Source organism: Massilia sp. ZL223 (assembly GCF_018119395.1).
Lineage (GTDB): Bacteria > Pseudomonadota > Gammaproteobacteria > Burkholderiales > Burkholderiaceae_D > Telluria.
Genome location: NZ_JAGPWD010000010.1, coordinates 45,897 through 66,601, shown reverse-complemented (window position 1 = coordinate 66,601; position 20,705 = coordinate 45,897). Strand labels below are relative to the sequence as shown.

Here is a 20,705-nt window from a genome sequence, read left to right as displayed (position 1 = left end):
AACCGTAGTCCCGCACGCGTGTGCAGGTTCAGACTGTCCCTTGTCACTGCTACCCGTGCGAGGAGAGGATGCTGCATTGCCCGCGACCCGATCTGCGTCCCCGGCCGCTTGCGCCGTGGCGCCTGCCTTGCTGGCTCCTGTTCGCCATCCTTTGCATGGGCTTGCTCGGCGGCTGCCGCCTGCGCGACGGCGCCGGCGAGGAAATCGTGGTGCCCGAGCTGGTGCGCACCCACCTCTACGTCGCGCCCGGCGGCTCCGACAGCAATCCCGGCACCAGCACCGAACCCTTCCGCACCCTGGCCCGCGCTTCCCAGGCCGCCTCGCCGGGCACCACGGTGCACGTGGCGCCGGGTATCTACTTCGGCGGACTGCGCACGGTGGCCAGCGGCACCGCCGAAGCGCGCATCGTCTACCAGTCCACCGAGCGCTGGGGCGCGCGCATCGTGCCCCAGCTCGACGCGCGCCAGAGCGCGGCCTGGGATAACCGCGGCAACCATGTCGACATCGTCGGCTTCGAGATCGACGGGTCCCAGTACCAGAGCGGCATGAAATGGCTCACCGGCATCTACAATGGCGGCTCGCACGACAGCATCCGCGACAACCGCATCCACCACATCGCCAATGACGTTCCCTGCGAGCCCAGGGGCGGCGCCGGCATCACCCTGGACAGCTATTACAAGGGCAAGGACAGCGAGGCCGCCGGCAACCAGGTGCACGACATCGGCCCGCCGGGCTGCGCCAGCTTCCACGGGGTCGCCGTCAACACCAGCGCCGGCGTACGCAACAACATCGTCTATCGCATCGCCGGCAGCGGCATCCACCTGTGGCACGACGCCAGCCGCGTGACAGTGCACGCCAACACGGTGGCAGGTTCAGGCAGTGGAATCGTCGTGGGCGCCGGCGATTTTTTCCAGGGCAAGGGGCCGAACGACCACACCGAGGTGAGCAACAACATCGTCGTGGACAATGGCCATGGCATCCTGGAACGGGGCGCGGTGGGACCCAACAACAGCTTCCGCAACAACCTCGTGCATGGTAACCACAAGGAGGACTGGGAGCTGGCTCCGGGCCGCCACCATGCGGCGACGGTCAGCGCGCCGCCGCATTTCGTCGACTATCCGCAGGGCGGCACGCCGGATTTCCGGCTGCGTCCCAACTCGCCGGCGATTGGCCAGGGACTTGCGCCGGATTCCGCCGAATCCGAGAATGGCGCGGCGCGCGCGACGGGCCCCGCGTCCGGCTTGGGCACGCTGCGCAAGGCGGACATCGGCGCCCTGCCCTTCAGCGATCCCTGACGAGACGAAGCTGAAGCGACACAACTGAAGGGGCAAGGCGCGACGCATGCGTCAGCGCGGTGGATACTCGACTGCATGGCGCCGCCGGCCTGGACGACCCGCGCGGGGCCCCTGTGTGGACGAACCGATACCGTTTACAGGACCTCGTGCACGCGCTCGAAGGGGCGGCACAGGCGCACGCCCTTGGGCGTCACCACGAAGGGACGGTTGATCAGGATCGGGTGGGCGACCATCGCGTCGAGCAGCGCAGCGTCATCGACGCCAGGCGCATCCAGGCCGAGTTCCGTAAACAGCGCTTCCTTGCTGCGCACCGCCTCGCGCACGCTCAATCCGGCATCGGCGATCATGCGGCTCAGCGCCTCGCGCGTGGGTGGAGTGGCCAGATAGTCGACGACCTGGGGTTCGTGGCCGGCCTCGCGGATGGCCGCCAGGGTATTACGCGAGGTCCCGCAACGGGAATTGTGGTAAATCGTGATATCCATTTTGATAAGCTTGCCGCTCTTGTTGTCAATCAAACAGCGGCATGATAACCACACCTCATACCCGGCACCAGCTTTTTTGCTTGTTCCCCTTGCTCGAGCCCGCTAGAATTCCTCGCTTATTTTCTATGGCGTAATGACTGCTGCTCTACATTAACAGTCTGTCATGCCTCGACGGAGCGTTCATGAGCGATTACCTGCTGCATCCCGCAGCCCTGCCCACCTGGGGTCAGCGCACTGCGCTGCGCCTGCTGACCATGCTGGGCTGGCGCGTGTACTTCAAACCCCTGCCAGGCCCGCACGGCATCGCGGTGGTGTACCCGCACACTTCGAACTGGGACTTCATCATCGGCCTGCTCGGCAAGTGGGCGGTCGGCCTGCAGTTCCGCTGGCTCGCGAAGGATTCGCTGTTCCGCGGCGCGATGGGCACCATCATGCGCTACTGGGGCGGCATCGCGGTCGACCGCAGCGCGCCGATGGGCGCCACCCGCCACCTGGCGCAGCAGATGCTCGCTTCCAAGTGGTGCTGGGTCGCGATCACGCCCGAAGGCACGCGCGGCTACCGTCCGCACTGGAAGAGCGGCTTCTACCACCTGGCCCAGGCCGCCAGGGTGCCGACGCTGCTGGTCGCGCTCGACTACAAGAAGAAGGAACTGCGCGTGGTGGACACGCTGGAACTGAGCGGCGACACCGAACGCGACATGGCGGCGATCCGCAACATCTACGCCGAGTGCCAGGCCCTGTACCCGCAGGATGCGGCGCCGATCAAGCTGGCGCAGCGCGACAACGGCCAGCAAGCGGAGCGCAAGCGCGCCTGATCCTTCCGCACCCTCCATCCGGGCGCCGGCACGACCGGCGCTTTTTTTCGCCCGGCCTTCGAAGGCCTGAGGCTGGCGCGCGGCAAGCGCCTCAGAACTTGACGCCCACCGCAAACGACGCGGTATCCCGGTCCGCCGCCGGATTGTAATCGCCTCCCCACACCGGCGAATACGCCAGCTCCGCCAGGTAGCGCTTGCGATACTCGAAGCGCAGCCCCAGCGACAACGACCTGCGCCCTTCATTCAACAGGAAGTCGCCCGACCAGCCCTTCACGTCGTGCACGAACAGCGCATTCGCGCTGCCCGCCAGCTCCGGCGTCAAAGCGATCGAACGCAGGTCCAGGCGCGCCCGGTAGCCCCAGGCATTGCGGGTCGCGTAGCCGCGCAGGCTGCATTGGCGCGCTGCGTTGGCGGTAGTGACGGTGCAGCCGCCGTTGATCGGCCCGACACCGAAGATATCGGCGCGCCCGTAGCGCAGCAGCGCCTGGTCCGGCAGTCCGGCGGCGTGCTTGCCCACTGCTTCGAAGGCGGCGGCCAGCGGCAGGCCCGCCGCGGTCCACTCATGCCGAACGCCGCCCTGGAGCTGCCACATCCCGTACAAGTCGTAGCCATGGAAGATGCCGCCCGGCGCCACCGCATTGGCGCGGGCGCGCAGCAGCGACGGCGCGGTGGCGCTCAGGAATGGCGGCACCACGTCGCCCGGCGCCAGCATGAAAGGGGTCTCGGGCCGGTAGGACAGTTCGCCCTGCAGGCTGGTGGCGCCGCGCTTGTGAAGCAGCGTCAGGGCGGTGATGCGCAGGTCTTCCGGATACTCGGTGAAATACGCCATGTTGCGGCCGTCCGGGTCGCCCGGGATCAGGGCCGGTCCGCCGGCACGGGTGCTGCGCCGCAGTCCCGGGAGCGCGCTGCGCGAGGTGTAGCGCGCATGATAGAGCCCCAGGTCGAGTCCGAGGGAAGCGGCGCGCCAGGTCAGCCCGGCGCCGAATTCGCCGCCGTCCGGCTTGGACGTCGGCAGGCGTTTCTGGTAGGCGCCGAGCGGCATCCGCGCGCGGTCGCTGACCAGCGGCTGGCCGCTCATGACCCGGTCGCAGCCGTCCACCAGGTAGTCGCTCATCGACCACAGGCTGCCGCACATGTCGAGCGCGGCCGGCCGGAAGCGGGTCTGGTAGTAGGCCTCGACGCCCAGTCCCGGCGTGGGCTCGATGCGGCCGAACAGCATCGGACGCGGCACCATGACCTCGGCAAGCACCGCCCCGGCGCGCCGCAGGCCCGGCAAGTCGCGTGGATTCAGCGCCTCCAGGCCGCCCGGCGTGATCGAGCGTCCGCCCCAGTCGAGCGACTGCTGGCCGATCCGCAGCATCACGGGCACCCCGCCCCAGCGGGTGTTCCCCTGCACGAAGGCGTCCAGCAGCGCCACGCCGGAAAAGCGCGACAGCCGCGGCGCGCCTGCATCGCTCAGGGGGGCGCCGGCAGCGTAGCGGTTGGCGACGTTGCCCCAGGGGCGCCCATCCTCGCGCAAGCCGAAGTCGTGCCAGGCTTTGACCCTGAGCGTGGCCGACAAGGCCCCTTCCCTGGCCGAGAGTTCGAAGAAACCCTTGAGCGCGCGCGAGGCCGCATCCCAGCGCGCATAGTTGGTGTTGGCGTCGTCGGCATTGCCCCCGCTGCCATAGCCCACCAGGCCGACGGCGGCGGCATTCACGCCGGTGAGCAGGTTCGGGTCGCGCGCTTGCGTGCGCAGCACTTCGCCGTAGGTGATCCGGCCGCTGAAGGAGACCTCGGCGCCGAGCGCCGGGGTGGCGCCGGCGACCGCGCCGAAGGTGCCGAACAAGGCGGCCAGCCTGGCCAGCCGAAAAGGAAACGGACGGGGAGACGCAGCGTGTCGGGTCATAGCTTACCTTCGTCTTGTTCGGCCCCGTGCGGCAGGGCGGCATGGGTAATTTGATGCCTCGCCGAAACAATCCTAGTAGACCCAGTATTTACGGTCAACAAAAAATTGCGGCAAATCAAATACAGTTATGCCGGTCGCGTAGACCGGCAAATCGGGCGTCTCGACACCAATCTTCCACGGCGCGGCCGCTGCGACACGGCGCATGCCGGCTCCTCTTGAAACCGGTTTCGGCTGCCGCGCCCTCAAGCGGCAAGCTTTTGCCAGGCCGTCGCCGCACTGAGGAAGACTTCCCCGTTCAGCGCGCCCAGCAGCTCGCTTTGCTTCAGCCTGTCCATCACCGGCCCCTTCACTTCGGCCAGGTGCAGCAGCACGCCGCGCTGGAGCAGCGAGGTGTTCAGTTCGGCCAGCCCGAACAAGGCCGTGGTGTCGATCGCATTCACCGCCGACAGCACCAGCACTAGGTGACGCGTGCCGGGACGCGCCGCCAATTCTTCTTCGACGCGTTCGTTGACCGCCTCGACATTCCCGAAGAACAGGCCGGCGTCGATGCGCAGCATCAGCAGGCCAGGCGCGGTGTCGGTCGAAAAACGGTCCACGTTGCGGAAATGCTCGCTGCCGGGAATCCGGCCCAGCACCGCGATGTGCGGGCGGCTGGCGCGCCAGATCAGGGCGCCCATCGACAGCGCCACGCCGATCACCACGCCCGCCTCGACGCCGAACACCAGCACGCCGCCTGCGGTCGCCAGCAGGGCCGCGGCGTCGGCCCGGTCGTAGCGCCAGGCGGTGCGCAGGGTCGACAGGTCGAGCATGCCCAGCACCGCCACGATGATGGTCGCGGCCAGGGTCGGCAGCGGCAGCAGCGCCAGCCATCCGGTGGGCGCGACCAGGGCCAGGGCCAGCAGGCCCGCGGTGATCAGGCTCGCCAGCTGGGTGTTGGCGCCGGCCGCGAAATTCACCGCCGAACGCGAGATGCTGCCCGTGACCGGGAAGCCGCCCGACAGCGCGCTGCCGAGATTGGCCGCGCCCAGGCCGATCAGTTCGCGGTTGCTGCCGAGCTTTTCGGGACGCTTGAGCGCCAGGGCCTGGGCGCCCGACATGCTGATCAGGAAAACCATGAAGCCGATCAGGAGGGCCGGCTTGAGCAGCTGTTCCCAGTGCGCGCCGGAGGTGGCGAGGTTCAGTCCCGGCAGCCCGGCCGGCACCGCGCCCGTGGTCGCCACCCCCATCCGGTCCAGGCCGAGGGCGGCCACCGCGATGGTCGCGCCCACCACGGCCGCCATGGGCGCGAGCTTGGCGCCGATGTCGGCGGCGGTGGCCGGCAGCCCCAGCCTGCGCAGCAGCGGCGCCAGCCAGGCGCGCGCGGCGAACAGGAGCAGCAGCGAGCCCAGGCCCAGCGCCGCGCTCGGCGCGTGCACCTCCAGCGGCGCACCGCCCAGCAGCGGGCGCACCTGGCCCCAGGCGATCACGATTGCGGAGCCGATGGTGAAGCCGCTCATGACGGGACGGGAAAAGAAGTTGGCCAGGAAGCCGATGCGCAGCAGGCCGCAGGCCAGCAGCACCACGCCGGCCAGCAAGGCCAGCTGCGCCGCCAGCACGCCGTACAGGGCGCTGCCCGGCGCGGCCAGCGGCGCCAGGCTCGACGCCGTCATCAGGGAGATGATGGCCATCGGCCCGACCGATTGCGTGCTGCTGGTGCCGAACAGGGCGTACAGCACCGGCGGGACGATGCTCGCATAGATGCCGGCAACCGGCGGCAAGCCGGCCACCAGCGCATAGGCCATGCCCTGCGGGATCATCATCATCGCCACGACGATGCCCGCGCTGATGTCGCCCGGCAGCATCGCGCGCCGGTAGTGCTGCAACCACTGGAGCATGGGTAGAAGCTAAAACTTGCTTGGGTGAAAAACCGCTAGCCTAGCACGGCGGTCACTGCATGGCCAGTTCCACGCAGTTGCGTCCAGCCCGCTTGGCGCGCGCCAGGGCCGCGTTCACGCGCACGGCAAGCGAGTCGCCGCTCTCCGTCTCTCCCAGCTGGGCCACGCCCAGGCTGACCGTCACGTGGTCGCAGCCCGGCACCTCGGCCTGTTCGATGGCGGCGCGCAGCTTTTCGGCCATCTTGAGGCCGTCGATGGCGCTGGTGTGCGGCGCGATCACCAGGAATTCCTCGCCGCCCGAGCGCACCAGTACGTCGCTCGAACGCAGCAGGGCCTTGGCCGTATCGGCCACGGTGCGCAGGACCAGGTCGCCGACCGGATGGCCGTAGGTGTCGTTGATATTGCTGAAGCGGTCGATGTCGAAGCCGATCAGCGCCAGCGGCAGCCGGTAGCGGCGCGCACGCCTGATTTCCTGTTCCAGCAGGGTCTCGCCGTGGCGGCGGTTGGCGACATGGGTCAGCGCGTCGGTGGTCGCCAGGTGGGTCACGCGTCCCAGCAGTTCTTCGTTCTCGCGCGTCATCTCGGCCATGCGCAGGCCGAAGGCCGCCAGCTGCGCCAGGTCGCCGAGGGCGCCGAGTTCGGCCTGCGAAAAGGCGCGTGCGCGCTCGAACAGCAGGCACAGCGAGCCGCGCGGGGCGCCCGGTCCCTGGGCCGGAATCGGCAGCCCCAGCGCCATCTCCACGCCGTGGCCGCGCAGGCTGTCGGCCAGCTCCGGCTCGCCCGCCTTGCCGAGGGCGTCGAGCAGGGCGAATTCGCCGCTGGCCGCCGCCAGCAGGCCGGGGAAGGCATGGCGCAACGGCGAATGCAGCAGCTTGTCGCCGCGCAGCAGCAAGGGCGCCAGCTGCAGACGGGTCGCGCCCTGCTCCGCTTCCAGGTGCAGGTCGCCGTCGCGCAGGTGGAACAGGGCCGCGTGCACCACGCCCGGCCAGACCGAGAGCGCCTCGCACATCCGCTCGGCGAAGCGCACGCTGTCGTCCGCTTCCTCGAGGGCGCGCTGGGCGGCGCTGCGGACGGCCAGCAGGCCGCGCAACTCCGCCTCGAGCGGCGTCGCTTGCGCGGGCCGCGTGAATCCTTCGGCCAGGCGCGCGGCCAGCACGGCGCGCGTCTGCGCCGCATCCAGCGGGCCGATCGCATAGTCGAGCGGCCCGAAGCCCATCAGGGCCGGCAGCCAGCGCGCATTGGCGAAAGGGCACAGGACGAACACGGGCGCGCCCGCGCGGGCCGCCACCAGCCGGCCCAGGGACTCGAGGTCCAGTCCCAGCTCGAAGCGTTCCAGGTCCAGCACCAGCACATCGGCCGGCTCGCGTTCCAGCAGCAGCGAGGCCTGCGACGCGCTGTCGGCCACGCGCAGCCGCGCGAACAGGCCGGCGCAGGCTTCCTGGAAGACGCCGCGGCGCTGGCCCACCGGGCTGACGTAAAGACCGGTGGGCCGGGTGGGCGTGCCGTCCTGCTGAGACATCCTGTTCTCCCTCTCGTGCATCCTGTTATCAAACCAGCCAAGTTTGCCAGAAAGCTTACCCATGGGATAGCGGAAATGTGTCACTGTGTGTGGAAGCGCACCGTCGCCCTGCCCCGTGCATTGAATACTTCTTCGGGTCGATTCAATGCAGACAGGGAGAGCGTAATGCCGAACCAGGACGATGTAGCGAACAAGCAGAAGGCGATCCAGAGCCGCCAGGACCAGATCGACGGCAGCATGCAGAAGGCCGAGAGCCAGGATCCGGTGCAGACCGGGATCCAGCAGCCGGCGCCGCCGATGCCGCAGCAGCACCTGGCCAAGCCGGGCCTGGAAGCGCAGATGGACCTGAAGCCGAAATTCCTGGCCGAGCAATACAAGGGCAGCGGCAAGCTGCAGGGCATGAGCGCCATCGTGACCGGCGGCGACTCGGGCATCGGCCGCGCCGTCGCCGTGCTGTTCGCGCGCGAAGGCGCCGATGTCGCCATCCTCTACCTGAACGAACACGAGGACGCCGCCGAGACCCAGCGCTACGTCGAGCAGGAAGGCCGCCGCTGCGTGACCATCGCCGGCGACGTCAAGGACGAAGCCTTCTGCAAGGAGGCGGTCGAGAAGGTGGTGGGCGAATTCGGCCGCCTGGACATCCTGGTCAACAACGCGGCCTTCCAGGAGCACGCCAATTCGCTGCTCGACATCACCGAGGAGCGTCTGGACGAGACCTTCCGCACCAATATCTACGGCTACTTCCACATGGCGAAGTCGGCCCTGCCCTACCTGAAGCGCGGCGCCTCGATCATCAATACCGGCTCCGTCACGGGCCTCAAGGGATCGAAGAAGCTGCTCGACTACTCGGCCACCAAGGGCGCGATCCACGCTTTCACGATGTCGCTGGCGGCGAGCCTGATCGAGCAAGGCATCCGCGTCAACGCCGTGGCCCCGGGCCCGGTCTGGACCCCGCTCAACCCGGCCGACCAGTCGCCCGAGCAGATCAAGGAATTCGGCGCCAGCACCACCTTCAAGCGCCCGGCCCAGCCGGAAGAGCTGTCGCCGGCCTATGTGTTCCTGGCCTCGCCGGTCTGCTCCGGCTACATCACGGGCGTGGTGCTGCCGATTACCGGCGTGGTGGGCGAATAAACGAGGAGAAGCCATGGCGCGCAGCATGTGGAAAGGGGCGATCAGCTTCGGACTGGTCCACATCCCCGTCGAAATGTACGCGGCGGTCGACAACAAGGGACTCGACCTGACGATGCTCGACCGGCGCGATTTCTCGCCGGTCGGCTTCAAGCGCTACAACAAGGGCAACAACAAGGAAGTCTCGTGGGACGACATCGTCAAGGGCTATGAATACGCGTCCGGCGAATACGTGGTCCTGTCGGACGAAGACCTGCGCCGCGCCAACCCGGAAGCCACCCAGACCATCGACATCCTGGCCTTCGTCGATGCCGAGGAAGTCCCGCTGATCTACTACGAGCAGCCCTACTACCTCGCGCCCGGCAAGGGCGGCGACAAGGTCTACGCACTGCTGCGAGAAACGCTGAAAAAAGCCGGCAAGATCGGCATTGCCAACGTCGTCATCCGCGTCAAGCAGCACCTGGCGGCGCTGGTGTGCGTGGGCGACACCATCGTCCTCAACACCCTGCGCTACGCCGACGAGATCCGCGAGACCGAAGCGCTCAAGATCCCGGGCAAGACCGGCAGGGCCGCCGTCAACGACAAGGAGCTCAAGATGGCGATGGCGCTGGTGCAGGGCATGAGCGAGGACTGGGACCCCGAGCAGTACCACGACACCTACCGCGAGGACGTGCTGGCCATGATCGAGAAGAAGATCAAGGCCAAGCAGACCAAGACCATCACCATGCCCGAGCCGGAAAAGGAAAAGCGCGAATCGGGCAAGGTCATCGACCTGGTCGCCCTGCTCCAGGCCAGCCTGGGCAAGAAGCCCGGCAAGGCGGCCAGCGCGGACGATGACGACGACGACGAACCGCCGCCGCGCAAGTCGCGCAAGCCCGAGGCCGAGCAAGAGGAGGAGGAAACCCCGCGTCCCCGCAAGGCGCCTGCGCACAGCACCGAGCGCGTGGCAGCCAAGCGCACGACGGCTTCGAAATCGGCCGCCAAGCCGGCCGCGAAGAAGGCCACAGCGAAAGCAGCTCCCGCCGCCAAGGCGCCGGCGCGCCGCAGGAAGGCCGCCTGAAGGATGGATGGATTCATCGACTTCCTGCAATGGCCCGCCATGGCGGTGACCCTGTTCGCCGCCTACCTGATCGGCTCCAAGCGCGCGGAGCGGCGCGTGTTCGGCTTCTCCATGTTCATCCTCAGTAATGTGCTGTGGATCGTATGGGGCGTCCACGACGAGGCCTGGGCCCTGATCGCGCTGCAGGCGGCGCTGATGGTGACCAACATCCGCGGCATCTTCAAGAACGAGCAGTGAGGTGCTAACACTTTGCCGCTCATCTGTATTGTAAAAATCTATCGAAATAATTAAATCAATTATCTTTTTCTTTCTGGCACCACCGCCTAGAATCTCTTTCATTGACGTTCACACATCAACGAGGAGATTTCCGCATGACCCAGCCCCGCCTGACCACCGCTTCCGGCATCCCGGTCGACGACAACCAGAATTCGCTGAGCGCCGGCGCCCGCGGCCCGCTGCTGCTGCAGGACTTCCACCTGATCGAAAAGCTCCAGCACTTCAACCGCGAGCGCATTCCCGAGCGCGTGGTCCACGCCAAGGGCTCAGGCGCCTACGGCAGCTTCACCGTCACCCACGACATCCGCCACTTCACCAAGGCCGCGCTGTTCGCGGAGCTCGGCAAGCAGACCCCGGTCTTCCTGCGCTTCTCGACCGTCGGCGGCGAGAAAGGCAGCGCCGACACGGAGCGCGATCCGCGCGGCTTCGCCCTGCGCTTCTACACCGAAGAAGGCAACTGGGACCTGGTGGGCAACAACACGCCGGTGTTCTTTATCAAGGATCCGATCAACTTCCCGGACTTCATCCACACCCAGAAGCGCGACCCGCAGACCAACCTCAAGTCGGCCAACATGATGTTCGACTTCTGGAGCAAGGCGCCGGAGAGCCTGCACCAGGTGACGATCCTGTTTTCCGATCGCGGCACGCCGGACGGCTACCGCCACATGGACGGCTTCGGCAGCCATACCTACAGCCTGATCAACGCCGGCGGCGAACGCCATTACGTGAAGTGGCACTTCAAGACCCGCCAGGGCATCAGGAACCTGAGCGCGGCTGAAAGCCAGCGTATTGCCGGCACCGACCCGGACCACGCCCAGCGCGACCTGTTCGAGGCGATCGCGCGCGGCGACTTCCCGCAGTGGGACGTCAAGCTGCAGGTGGCGAGCGAGCAGCAGCTGGCCGAGTGGAGCCAGCGCACCGGCTGGAATCCCTTCGACCTGACCAAGGTCTGGCCGCATGGCGACTTCCCGCTGCTGCCGGTGGGCGTGCTGGAGCTGAACCGCAATCCGGCCAACTACCACGCCGAGGTCGAGCAGGCCGCGTTCTCGCCGGCCAATGTGGTGCCCGGCATGGGCTACTCGCCGGACAAGATGCTGCAGGGGCGCCTGTTCGCCTACCACGACGCGCAGCTGTATCGCGTGGGTACCAATCACCAGCACCTGCCGGTAAACGCCCCGCGCTGCCCCTTCCACAACCACCAGCGCGACGGCGCGATGGCGATCGCCAACGGCGGCGCGGCGCGCAACTACCACACGCTGGACGCCGTGGGGCGCGGCGCCACGGGCATGGGACACGGTGAACGCGAGCTTGCCATCGAAGGCAATGCGGGACGCTTCGATTTCCGCGGACGGGAAGACGACTTCACCCAGGCCGGTAACCTGTTCCGCCTGATGACGGCCCAGGAACGCCAGAACCTGTGCGACAACCTGGCCGGTCCGCTGAGCCAGGTGGATGCGGAGATCCTGGAGCGCCAGCTGGGGCATTTCGACAAGGCGGACCCGGCGTATGGACGCGGGGTACGGACGTCGCTCAAGGCTCTTGGTCGAAACGTCGACTAACCGTCACGCTGGGCTGTTTCACTCGCCTGGCCTCTAAACCGTCGTCCCGGCTTAGGCCGGGATGACGTGTTTTAGCTGCGGGGGATGGAAGCAGGTTGGTGTTCGTGGGCTCTTACGGCTCGAACCCCATCTTCTTCATCGCCTTCGCCAGGGTCTTCGCCGCCTTAGAATACCCCTCCCACGGCGTATTTCCCTTGTCCAGGCGCGTGTGCGCGTTCGTGATATCCCACTGCGTGCTCGACTTCAGTCCTTCCAGCTCGTCCCAGGCCAGCGGCACCGAGATGCCCAGTCCCGGCCGCACGCGCGCCGACCAGGCGCACACCGTGGTCGCGCCCTGCCCGTTGCGCAGGTAGTCGATGAAGATCTTGCCCACCCGGTTCTTCGGCCCGCTCTTGAACGCGAAGCGCTCCGGGAACACCGTGGCAAGATGCTTCACGATGGCCTGCGAGAAGCTCTTCACCGTATCCCAGTCGTAGCCGCCCTTGACCGGCACCACGACGTGCAGGCCCTTGCCGCCGCTGGTCTTCAGGAAGGACGGCAGCCCGAGTTCGTCGAGGAAGGCGTGCATCAGCTGCGCCGCCTCCTGCATCGTGTGCCACTCCACGCCCTCGCCCGGGTCGAGGTCGAACACCATCCGGTCCGGCGTCTCATAGGCCTTGCGCGTGGCGTTCTGGGTGTGGATCTCGACCACGTTCCACTGCGCCGCCGACAAGATGCCCTGGACGCTCGCGATCTCCAGGAAAGGCTGGTGCTCCGGGTCGAGCTCCTGCGGCATGTGCTTCACGCCCGGCATCTTGGCGACGTCGGCGTGCTTCTGGAAGAACAGCTCCCCGCCCACGCCCTCCGGCGCGCGCACCAGCGACACCGGCCGCGCCTTCAGGTGCTCCATCATCAGTTCGCCCACCAGCGCGTAGTAGCGGATCAGGTCCAGCTTGGTCGAGCCGGTCTGCTTGTCGATCACGCGCTCTGGATTGGTCACCTTCATGGTGGCGGGCAGCTTGCTGGTCACGCTTTCCTTCATGTCCTTCTCCTTGTCGGCGGCCGGCTCGGCCGCCATGTGCTTCGGCACTTCGCGCGTGATGTTCTTCGCCGGCTTGTCCTTGCGCAGCCCCTGGAACACGGGATGGCGGATCGAGCCGGTCGCCGTCCATTCGGAGAAACTCACCTCCGCCACCAGGGTCGGCTTGACCCAGTGGTGCTTGCGGCCCGGTACGGAGCGCGGCGGGAAGGGGCTGTCATCGGTGCGCAGCTTTTCAAGTTGCGCGCTGATCGACTTCAGCGAGGAGTGGTTGAAGCCCGATCCGACATTACCGACATAGCGCAGCACCCCGTTCTCGTCGTGGGTGCCGAGCAGCAGGGAGCCGACGCCGGTGCGCGAACCCTTCGGGTCGGTGAAGCCGCCGATCACGAATTCCTGGCGCAGGCCGCATTTGAGCTTGATCCATTCCGGCGAGCGCGCCGACACGTAGCGCGAGCTGCGCCGCTTGCCGATCACGCCTTCCAGGCCGATGCGGCAGGCGGCCACCACCAGTTCTTCCGGATTGGTGCCGAATTCGGCCGAGAAACGCACCCGGCCTTCCTCATGGCCCTTCAGTGCTTTTTCCAGCAGCGCGCGCCGCTCGACCAGGGGCACGTCGCGCAGGTCGTAGCCGTCGAAGTAAGGCGCGTCGAACAGGAAGTACAGGATCTCGGCGCCGCGCGTGCCGTCGAAGGCCAGCTGCAGCATGCCGAAGTTCGGCTTGCCGTTCTCGTCGTGCACGACGATCTCGCCGTCGTACCAGCCGTCCGGCAGCTGCATGCGCTCGATCTCTTCCTTGAGCGGCAGCAGGCGGTCGGTCCAGTCGTTGTCGTTGCGCGTGATCAGGCTGACCACGCCTTGCTCGATCCGGGCCAGCATGCGGTAGCCGTCGAACTTGACCTCGAACACCCAATCCTCGGGGTCGGGCGGCGGCGCATCGACCAGGGTCGCCAGTTCCGGCTTGAAGTGTGCGGGCAGCGCGGCTTTCACGGCGCCCTCCGGCATATCCGTGGCGCCGCGCTTTTTCGCCGGCGCCTTCTTTGCCGCGCCCTTTGCCGCGCTCCTGGTCGCGCTCTTTGCCGCCGGGGCCGCCTTCCTGGCGGCCGTGCGCTTGGGCGGCGGCGCTTCCTCCTCTTCTTCCTTCAGCGCCTCGATCTTGCGCTCGGCCGGCCGCTCCGGCATGGGCAGCGCTTTCACGCTGTCGGGCATTTCGTCGACCACCGAGAATTCCTCGCTGGAGCGCATGTACTCGTCCTTCTCCTTGATCAGCAGCCAGGGTTCCTGGCGGTCGTCCTCGTGGCCCTTCAGGCGCACCAGGGTCCAGCGCCCGTGCATCTTATGCCCGTGCATTTCGAACTTGATGCTGCCTTTCGCGAAGCCTTTGTGCGGATCCTCCAGCGGCGTCCAGGTGCCCTTGTCCCAGATGATGACCTTGCCGGCGCCATACTGTTTCTCGGGAATGGTGCCTTCAAAATCCGAGTACGAGATCGGATGGTCCTCGACGTGCACGGCCATGCGCTTGTCGCGCGAATCGTAGCTGGGACCCTTGGGAACTGCCCAGCTTTTCATCGTGCCGTCCAATTCCAGACGGAAATCATAATGCAGGCGCGATGCCCAATGCTTCTGGATAACGAAGGTCAAGGCGTCGGCACTGGCCTCGCCGCCTTCGGCGGGCTCCGACGTAATCGCGAAATTGCGCTTGGCTTTATAGAGTTTGAGCGCGTCAGGCATGGTGGCAACCTCCCCGGCAATCCGATGTCCTGAGTCTAGGGCGGTGAACCCGGCGCGACTGTTCGGCAGCGAACCTAGCCCGCAGCAACATGGGATCAGGGCATTTGTAAGCGGATGTAAATGCGTGATCAACGCGTCAACCGTGCGCCAAACCTCCACGTTGATAGCTCAGTAACACGGGAAACACCTCCCACCTTGTCATCCACCAAAACGAAGGAAAGACACTATGAGCAAAATCGTCGCTACCCTGATTGCCGGCCTGTTCGCTACTTCCGTGTTCGCCCAGACTCCCGCTGCCACCAGCACCAGCACCACCACGCCGGAAGCCAAGGCAGAAGCCAAAGCCGAGAAGAAAGAGGCGAAGGCCGAGGCCAAGCACGACAAGAAAGTGGCTGCGGCGGACGCCAAGGCCGCGAAGGCCGAAGCCAAGGCCGACAAGGCGGATGCGAAGGTAGAAAAAGCTGCCGAGAAGGCGGATGCCAAGGTCGAGAAGACCGCCGAGAAAGCCGACGCCAAGATCGAGAAGACCCACGCAAAAGCTGAAGCGAAGGCAGACAAAGTCGCTGCCAAGACCGAAGCACAACACAAATAACAATCCCCGAGAGCTCAAGCCCCCCTCGCTCGAGCCCCGCCATATTTGACGAAGACAGGCCCGCCCTGTCTTCGCCCCTCTTTTTCCCGATGGCTAGCGCCAGCGCACGTGTTCTACAATGCGGTTTTGCCCGCTGCGAAAGGACACCATGCACCGTATCGTCTTCCTCGACCGCGACAGCCTGATCGCGAACGTACGCCCGCCCGCTTTCGCCCACGCATGGCAGGACCATGCAGCGACCGCCGAGCACGAAGTGGTCGAGCGCCTGCAGGGAGCGACGATCGCCATCACCAACAAGGTACCCTTGCGCGCCGCCGCCCTCGCCCAGCTGCCGGACTTGAAGATGGTCGCGATTGCCGCCACAGGCTCCGACAACGTCGACCTCGCGGCCTGCCGCGAGCGCGGCATCGTGGTATCGAACATCCGCAACTATTCCACCGTTTCGGTGCCGGAGCATTGCTTCGCGCTGCTGCTGGCGCTGCGCCGCAACCTGCGCGCCTACATCGCCGACGTCGAGGCCGGCCAATGGGAACGCTCGACACGCTTCTGCCTGCTCGACCATCCGATCGGCGACCTGGCCGGCAGCCGGCTCGGCATCGTCGGCTACGGCGCGCTCGGCAAGCAGGTGGCCCACCTGGCGCGCGCCTTCGGCATGGAAGTGTGCGCGACCTCGCGCTCGCCCATCGGCGACAGCGGCGTGATACAGCTCGAACTCGACGAGCTGCTGCGCACCTCCAGCGTGGTCAGCCTGCACCTGCCGCTGACGGAGCAGACCCGCCACCTGATCGGCGCGCGCGAACTGGGGCTGATGCGGCGCGACGCGCTCCTGATCAACACCGCGCGCGGCGGCCTGGTCGACGAAGCCGCGCTGGCCGAAGCGCTTCAGGCGGGGACGATCGCCGGCGCCGGCTTCGATGTGCTGAGCAAGGAACCGCCGGTGCCGGACAACCCGCTGCTGCGCCTGCGCCTGCCGAACTTCATCCTGACGCCGCACGTGGCCTGGGCCAGCGGCGGCGCCATGCAGCGGCTTGCGGACATGCTGGTCGACAATATCGAGGCCTGGGCGGCCGGGCAAGCGCGCAACGTGCTCTAAGCTGGAGCGACAGGGCGTCCTGCCGCGCGCTCAGGCAGGCGTGGCCTCATCGGCGGCGCGCGCTTCCGGAGCGCAAAGGGGCAGCTCGATCACGAAGGCCGTCCCCTGCCCGATTTCGCTCTCGACGCGGATCGTGCCGCCGAGCAGCGAGGTAAGGATGTTGTAGGCGATGTTCAGCCCCAGGCCGGTACCGCCCTGCCCCATCCGCGTTGTGAAGAAGGGATCGAAGATGCGCGCCAGGTGCTCCTGTGCGATCCCGCGCCCATCGTCGCGGAATTCGATCCGCACCATCGACTCCACCTGCACGGCCGACAGCCTCATCGTGCCACCCGGCTGCTCGAAAGCATGCAGCATCGCATTGTTGATGAAGTTTATGATCACCTGACCCAAGGGTCCTGGGAAGCCATCCATCACGATGCCCGGCGGCACCTCCACCACCAGCCTGTGGCCGGCCAGCCGCACCGTATTCATCATGGTGGCCGCAATCTCGTGGCAGGCCTGGGCCAGGTGGAAGCGGCGGCGCTGGGCGCTCGCCTGGTCGACCGAGACCTGGCGGAAGCTGCTCACCAGTTCGGCCGCGTTGTGCAGGCTGCGCACGATCAGGTCCGATGCCTCGGTGGACGCCGCCATGTACTCGGCCAGGTCGGAACGCTTGAGCTGGGCCTGCTCGAAACGCGTGGCCACCGCATGGGTCTTTTCCTGCAGCGTGCTGGCCATCAGCAGGCTGTTGCCGATCGGCGTATTCAGCTCGTGCGCCACGCCGGCCACCAGGGAGCCGAGCGAGGCCAGCTTTTCGTGCGACGCCAGCTGGGCCTGGGTCTCCTTGAGCTGCTGGTAGGCGCGCGCATTGTCGATCGCCACGCCTACGTAGGCGGCGAGGGTCTCGAGCATATCGAGATGCACCTGGCCGTAGGCATGCAGCTCCGGACTCTGCACAGTCACGGCGCCGATCACCCGCTCGCCCACCGTCACCGGCACGCACAAGAGCGAACCTTGCATCGGGGCGGCCGCCTGGACGGTCGCGCTGTCCGACCCCAGGATCGTCGGCAGCTCGGCTGCCAGATCGCCCACCAGGATTTCACGCGCGCCATCCATGCACCAGGCCACCAGCTCGCGCCGCGGATCGTCCGGGACTTCATGGCCCGGCAAGCGCTGGCCGTCTGCAACCGCGAACGGGAAGCCGATCACCCCGCGCTGGGGCTGGCGCAAAGCCACGGCGAAACCGCGCGCGTCCATCAGGGCGCCCACATGCTCGTACAAGGTACGCATGATCGCCTCGCTGTCGAGGTTGGCCGTCAGCAGGCGGCCGATATCGGACAGCAGCGCGATGTCGCGGTGTGCCCTTTCCACCACCTCTTTCTGGCGTTCGACCTCGCGCTTGCCACGTTCGGCCGCATTCTTTTGCAGCAGCAATTCCGCGGTACGCGCGCCGACTTCGTGTTCCAGCAGCACCTTTTGCCGCACCAGCACCCGTACGCGGAAGCGGTATATCAGGTAGGACAGTGTCAGCACCGTGATGACCGCCAGGGCGCGGAACCACCAGGTCTTCCAGAACGGCGGCGTGATGTGGATCGTGAGGGTGGCCGCCTCCTGGCTCCACAGGCCATCCTTGTTGCTGGCCCGCACCCGGAACACGTAGGGCCCCGGATCGAGGTTGGTATAGGTGGCGAAGCGGCGGCGCGCATCGGTGTCGACCCAGCCCTGGTCGAAGCCCTCCAGCTGGTAGGCGTAGCGGTTGCCCTGCGGGTCCGCGAAATGCAGGCCGGCGAATTCGAGTGCGAATACCGAGTCGCGGTAAGACAGCGTGATCTCCTTCTTGCCGCCCAGGCTGTCCGCGCGCGAGCGGTTCAGCACCAGCAGGTCGGTGATCACCGGCACCGGCGGATACGGATTGTCGCGCACCGCTTCGGGGCGGAAGGAACTCATGCCGTTGATGCCGCCGAAGTGCAGCTGGCCGTCCGGGCTGCGCCAGCCGGAACCGACGAAATAGGAACCGTCGATCAGCCCGTCCTTGGAAGTGTAGTTCTTGATCTGGCCGCTGACCGGGTCGAGCCGCGTGATGCCGACCGTGGTGCTGACCCACAGGACGCCGGTCGCGTCTTCCAGCACGGCGCCGATCGGCAGCGCCTCCTGGCCCTTGGCGAAGGGATAGAAGCGGAAGCGCGTGCGGCCGCCGGCGGTTTCCATCTTGTGCAGGCCGCCCGCGGTGCCGATCCACAGATCGCCGCGCGACGACTCCTTCAGGTAGTACACGCGGCTGTGGCGCAGGCTGTCCGGATCCCGGGGATCGTGGCGGAAGCGGGTGAACACGCCGGTTCGGCGGTCGAAGCGCTCCAGGCCGGTCTCGGTGCCGATCCAGATGATGCCCTGGCGGTCCTCGAGCACCGTGAAGCCGTAGTTGTCGCCCAGGCTGGTGGGATCGTCGGGATCGTGGCGCCAGCTGCGCGAGATGTTGGAACCGGGCGGCAGCGCCGACAGGCCGCCGCGCGTGACCACCCATAGCGTGCCGTCGCGCCCTTCGGCGATCGCCTGGACGAAGTTGGCCGCCGGTCCCGGTCCCAGCGCCACCTGCCCCATGCGCCCCTGCGCGTCGCGCCAGGCCAGGCCCATGGGGGTGCCGATCCACAGCCGGCCACGGGCGCGCGCCAGCGAGGTGACCACATCGCTGGGCAGGCGCTCGTCACGCTGCGGCTGGACGCGGCCGCTGGCACGGTCCAGGTGCAGCAGGCCGGCGCCGGTGGTGCCCAGCCACAGCCCGGCGGCGCCGTCGTCGACGATGGCGCGCACCCTGGTCCGGCCCAGGCCCTGGCTGTCGCCGTAGCGCGTGAAGCCGCCGCTGGCCAGGTCGGTGCGGTTCACGCCGCCGTAATAAGTGCCGACCCAGAGCGTGCCGGTCCGGTCCACCAGGACCGCCGGCACCTGGTTGTCCGACAGGCTGTGCTGGTCATTCTCGACATGGCTCCAGGAATCGAAGCGCCCGGTGGCCGGGTCGCGCCACTTGAGGCCTTCGCTGTCGGTGCCGACCCATAGCTGGGCGCCGCTGTCGTGGTACAGGCTGATGATGCGCACGTCCTGCATGCCTTCGGCGGGGCCGAGGTGCTGGCGCTGCGGACTGCCCTCCCCCAGGCGCCAGGCTTCGAGGCCTGCGGCGGTGCCGATCCAGAGCGTCTCGCGCGGGCCCATGGAGAGAGTCAGCACCGTGTTGCGCAGGGCGTCGTGCGCCGGTTCGACGGCAAAGTGCGTGAAGCGCCCGCTTGCCGGGTCGAGCCTGTCCAGGCCCGCTTCGGTACCGACCCACAGCTGGCCGCGGCCGTCGGTGGCAAGCGAGGTGACGCGGTTGTCGCGCAGGCTGGAGGGGTCGTCGGGATCGTTGCGGTAGGCGCGGAAGCGCTTGCTGGCGGGATCGAAATGCAGCAGGCCGTCGCTGGTCGCCAGCCACAAGGCGCCCTTGGGCGCAGCGGCGATGGCGTTCACGGAGCGATTGCCGCGGCGTTCCAGGTCGTCGGGCGGCACGAAGCGCTCGAAGCGGGCGCTGCGCGCATCGAAGCGCGCGAGGCCGCCCTTGGTGCCGAACCACAGGCGGCCGTCGGCATCCTCGAAGGAGGCGGAGACAAAATTGTCCGGCAGGCTGGAAGAATCGTTGGGGTCGTTGCGGTAGACCGTCATGCGGTAGCCGTCGTAACGGTTCAGGCCGGCCTGGGTGCCGAACCACATGAAGCCCTGGCGGTCCTGCAGCATGGTGAGGGCCGATTGCTGCGACAGCCCTTCTTCGATCGACAGGTGCTCGAAGCGCAGGCTGCGCTGGGTGGCGCCGGCCGCCGTGGCCAGCAGCGTCAGCAGCAGGCAAAGCGCCAGTCCCGGCAGGAGGCGATGCAGGCCGACGCGCGCGGCCCTGGTGAATCCCGACATAGTATTCCGTTCTTGAAACCCGTTCGCCTAATCTACCAGAGGCGATGAAGGCTGAGAAAGAAAATGAGACTTCCGGAAATAAAATGTCGCTGCTATAATGCGTGCCTCGGGCGGCTGTAGCTCAGCTGGATAGAGTACTTGGCTACGAACCAAGGGGTCGTGGGTTCGATTCCTGCCAGCCGCGCCAGAATATGAGGGACCAGATTGAAAAATCTGGTCCCTTTTTTCGTTTTGGCCCACCATGTCCGCTGTCCGTTTTCGCCTTTTCCGCGTGCGATTCCGGCACAAAACTGCGGAGAATGGCGATGAACCTTTGCCAAGATGCGTGTACGCCGCTATAATGCGTGCATCGGGCGGCTGTAGCTCAGCTGGATAGAGTACTTGGCTACGAACCAAGGGGTCGTGGGTTCGATTCCTGCCAGCCGCGCCAGAATATGAGGGACCAGATTGAGAGATCTGGTCCCTT

At 67.0% G+C, this 20,705-nt stretch carries 15 protein-coding genes and 2 tRNA genes; 10 read left to right on the top strand and 7 right to left on the bottom strand.

What is annotated here, in order from left to right:
* Positions 1-155 precede the first annotated feature (155 nt).
* Complete coding sequence (locus KBW95_RS08995; RefSeq protein WP_229429642.1) at positions 156-1,295, top strand: right-handed parallel beta-helix repeat-containing protein; 1,140 nt, start codon at positions 156-158, stop codon at positions 1,293-1,295.
* Between the two features lie 134 nt (positions 1,296-1,429).
* On the opposite strand, the gene arsC is transcribed toward KBW95_RS08995, so the two are convergent.
* The gene (arsC, locus tag KBW95_RS08990) at positions 1,430-1,777 is read right to left on the bottom strand and encodes an arsenate reductase (glutaredoxin) (RefSeq protein ID WP_211528037.1); all 348 of its coding nucleotides are present in this window, start codon (positions 1,775-1,777) and stop codon (positions 1,430-1,432) included.
* Between the two features lie 182 nt (positions 1,778-1,959).
* Between arsC and KBW95_RS08985 the strand changes: the two genes are divergently transcribed.
* Complete coding sequence (locus KBW95_RS08985) at positions 1,960-2,592, top strand: 1-acyl-sn-glycerol-3-phosphate acyltransferase (RefSeq protein ID WP_211524023.1); 633 nt, start codon at positions 1,960-1,962, stop codon at positions 2,590-2,592.
* A gap of 91 nt (positions 2,593-2,683) precedes the next feature.
* On the opposite strand, the gene KBW95_RS08980 is transcribed toward KBW95_RS08985, so the two are convergent.
* The 4 genes from KBW95_RS08980 to KBW95_RS08970 all read right to left on the bottom strand — a co-directional run bounded on the left by KBW95_RS08980 (position 2,684) and on the right by KBW95_RS08970 (position 7,873).
* Positions 2,684-4,480 carry a DUF1302 domain-containing protein gene (locus KBW95_RS08980; RefSeq protein ID WP_211528036.1) on the bottom strand — a complete coding sequence of 599 codons (1,797 nt, stop codon included), beginning with the start codon at positions 4,478-4,480 and terminating at the stop codon, positions 2,684-2,686.
* 72 nt (positions 4,481-4,552) lie between these two features.
* On the bottom strand, positions 4,553-4,684 hold the full coding sequence (locus KBW95_RS24725; RefSeq protein WP_267875455.1) for a hypothetical protein: 132 nt from the start codon (positions 4,682-4,684) through the stop codon (positions 4,553-4,555).
* Between the two features lie 38 nt (positions 4,685-4,722).
* Positions 4,723-6,354: a SulP family inorganic anion transporter gene (locus KBW95_RS08975; protein WP_211528035.1), complete on the bottom strand. Its 1,632-nt coding sequence runs from the start codon at positions 6,352-6,354 to the stop codon at positions 4,723-4,725.
* Between the two features lie 52 nt (positions 6,355-6,406).
* Positions 6,407-7,873, bottom strand: coding sequence for a diguanylate cyclase (locus KBW95_RS08970; RefSeq protein WP_211528034.1), 1,467 nt, complete (start codon positions 7,871-7,873; stop codon positions 6,407-6,409).
* Between the two features lie 165 nt (positions 7,874-8,038).
* On the opposite strand from KBW95_RS08970, the gene KBW95_RS08965 reads away from it, so the two are divergent.
* The 4 genes from KBW95_RS08965 to KBW95_RS08950 all read left to right on the top strand — a co-directional run bounded on the left by KBW95_RS08965 (position 8,039) and on the right by KBW95_RS08950 (position 11,896).
* Entirely contained in the window at positions 8,039-9,004 is a 966-nt protein-coding gene (locus KBW95_RS08965; RefSeq protein WP_211524019.1) for an SDR family oxidoreductase, read from the top strand.
* Between the two features lie 13 nt (positions 9,005-9,017).
* Entirely contained in the window at positions 9,018-10,061 is a 1,044-nt protein-coding gene (locus KBW95_RS08960; protein ID WP_211524018.1) for a Ku protein, read from the top strand.
* Between the two features lie 3 nt (positions 10,062-10,064).
* A complete protein-coding gene (locus KBW95_RS08955) occupies positions 10,065-10,298 on the top strand; it encodes a hypothetical protein (protein WP_211524017.1) in 234 nt (77 codons plus the stop codon).
* A 134-nt stretch (positions 10,299-10,432) separates the two neighbouring features.
* Positions 10,433-11,896: a catalase gene (locus KBW95_RS08950; RefSeq protein ID WP_211528033.1), complete on the top strand. Its 1,464-nt coding sequence runs from the start codon at positions 10,433-10,435 to the stop codon at positions 11,894-11,896.
* Between the two features lie 112 nt (positions 11,897-12,008).
* Here KBW95_RS08950 and ligD read toward each other — a convergent pair whose 3' ends face one another.
* Entirely contained in the window at positions 12,009-14,645 is a 2,637-nt protein-coding gene (ligD, locus tag KBW95_RS08945; protein WP_211528032.1) for a DNA ligase D, read from the bottom strand.
* Positions 14,646-14,871: 226 nt separating this feature from the next.
* Between ligD and KBW95_RS08940 the strand changes: the two genes are divergently transcribed.
* Together KBW95_RS08940 and KBW95_RS08935 are read left to right on the top strand one after the other, a co-directional pair.
* Complete coding sequence (locus KBW95_RS08940) at positions 14,872-15,237, top strand: hypothetical protein (RefSeq protein WP_211524014.1); 366 nt, start codon at positions 14,872-14,874, stop codon at positions 15,235-15,237.
* A 148-nt stretch (positions 15,238-15,385) separates the two neighbouring features.
* A complete protein-coding gene (locus tag KBW95_RS08935) occupies positions 15,386-16,330 on the top strand; it encodes a D-2-hydroxyacid dehydrogenase (protein ID WP_211524013.1) in 945 nt (314 codons plus the stop codon).
* 30 nt (positions 16,331-16,360) lie between these two features.
* Here KBW95_RS08935 and KBW95_RS08930 read toward each other — a convergent pair whose 3' ends face one another.
* Positions 16,361-20,239 carry a two-component regulator propeller domain-containing protein gene (locus tag KBW95_RS08930; protein ID WP_211528031.1) on the bottom strand — a complete coding sequence of 1,293 codons (3,879 nt, stop codon included), beginning with the start codon at positions 20,237-20,239 and terminating at the stop codon, positions 16,361-16,363.
* 110 nt (positions 20,240-20,349) lie between these two features.
* Here KBW95_RS08930 and KBW95_RS08925 point away from each other — a divergent pair.
* Positions 20,350-20,426, top strand: a tRNA-Arg gene (locus tag KBW95_RS08925).
* Between the two features lie 166 nt (positions 20,427-20,592).
* Positions 20,593-20,669: transfer RNA gene (locus KBW95_RS08920), tRNA-Arg, on the top strand.
* Positions 20,670-20,705 lie beyond the last annotated feature (36 nt).